The organism is Pseudoalteromonas sp. MIP2626 (assembly GCF_013414205.1).
Classification (GTDB): Bacteria; Pseudomonadota; Gammaproteobacteria; order Enterobacterales; family Alteromonadaceae; genus Pseudoalteromonas; species Pseudoalteromonas nigrifaciens.
The window spans coordinates 1-1,670 of sequence record NZ_JAATTW010000105.1 but is presented as its reverse complement, the minus strand read 5'-3'; the positions used below and the strand labels follow the sequence as shown (position 1 = coordinate 1,670).

The 1,670-nt window shown below is 31.5% G+C and carries 1 protein-coding gene; it reads right to left on the bottom strand.

All coding sequences use genetic code 11. The features are described 5' to 3' along the window. Positions 1 to 124: 124 nt before the first annotated feature. Positions 125 to 295, bottom strand: coding sequence for a hypothetical protein (locus HC000_RS18180; RefSeq protein ID WP_167376930.1), 171 nt, complete (start codon positions 293 to 295; stop codon positions 125 to 127). Between the last annotated feature and the right edge of the window lie 1,375 nt (positions 296 to 1,670).

Genomic DNA, 1,670 nt, shown 5'->3' with positions numbered 1-1,670 from the left:
TCGCTTTAGCATTTACTATGATGTGGCTACCAATGTGGGCTGATTGATATATGTACTACAAAGATCAACAGCCCCTAGTCGCTTTTACCTAAACAAACACATGGCGCAAAAATAATGCCGCTAATTAGTCTTTTTTATCTATCGTTATTTCAAGCGTTTTGCTATTCCCAGCAAACCACTTCTGAACATACAAAGATCCAACAATAGGGGCAACGCCTTCATCTGGGACTTCTTTGTAACGAACACTGTTTTTTGTTTCTTTTTCGTATTCAAAAGTTACTACTTTTTTCGACATAAAATACTCCTTATACTCACATTTATACCTAGGATAATAATTTAATAGTTTTAACAAATAACTTAAAGTATTGCTACGTAATCATTTTTAAATAATCTAAAAATATTTTTCCGCTATAATTACGTATTACATTCAAGGCCGTCATACTCTTTAAAAGTGTTGGTTAATATTCCCGCCCCCTTACAATCCAAACGCGTAGAATATAAACCAATTTAAAACAATACCTTAACTAAATTAATACTTAAATGAGTACTGCTTTCAGTTTAAAAATAATGGTTATTTAACCCATAAATTTAATCTTTAATTAAAGCATCTAAGAGAGCTTGAAGTTATTATTTAAGCTGCTATATTGGAGCTATGAAAACATATATTTTTTTATTTAATTATATTATTTGTTTGGGGAGCTTCGCCCTAAAATTCCCCGCTTAAGCGGACGCTTCTCTGCGTCCATCTGTTTCACAGAATTTACTATTAATTTTTAATTTAACTTTTAATTTAGGCCATTCTCGGCAAGCTTTCTATCGCCTAGATTAAAGTGAGATTTAAATATTACTGTGTTTTTATTATCAATATTATTTATGCGCTATTGTTTAGCGTGTGGCAAATTTGGTTATTAAATACAGTAAAAGCATAAAGTTTCTTCGTTTAGTTTTAAGCAATATAAACGAAGATCTGTAATTATTTAATCTTATTAAAGGAGGTGAATAGCCGATTGATATTGTTTCTTTAATTTTTAGTTTACTAAAAGCAGAAGTAATTTATTTGTTATTTATTAATAGGTGATGATATGTCTAAAAATGATATGAAAAAACCACAGTTATCGTTAAAAGAAAAACGTAAGTTAAAACAAGAATCGAATACAACAGAAGTAGCAAAGCCAAGGAAAAAGAGAAAGGCTTAAGTTACTTTAAGTAACGCTAACTTTTAATGTTATTAGCTATGCCTTTAATTAGGCAAATAAAGTGAGCTGCGGTGGTTATTTACGATGAAGCCGAACGTGGATCAGCCGGCTTATCGGTAGAAGGAAACTAACCCCGCTCCACTTTTAATGCGAATAATTTATAAGTAACTAACGTTTATTTTCGACAAAGTCTGGAGGTAACTTACCTTGATTGTTGTTAGGTTTTTAGTTTGTGAAAAAAGCATTTTAAATTAATCTATTATTTATTGTTTAGGTGGTGAATATGTCTAAAAATGATAAGAAAAAACCCGCTTTATCGTTAAAAGAAAAACGTAAACTGAAAGAATCAAATACTGTTGAAGTTGCAAAACCAAGAAAGAGAAAATCTAAGTAATAACATCGAGTAGGGTGAGGCTTTTGCCTCATCCCTCTCACAGAACCGTACGTACGGGCCTCGTATACGGCTCCTGTATT

Excerpts from the sequence above, each read along its gene's own strand:
- HC000_RS18180 (WP_167376930.1), bottom strand. The coding sequence starts at position 295 with ATGTCGAAAAAAGTAGTAACTTTTGAATACGAAAAAGAAACAAAAAAC.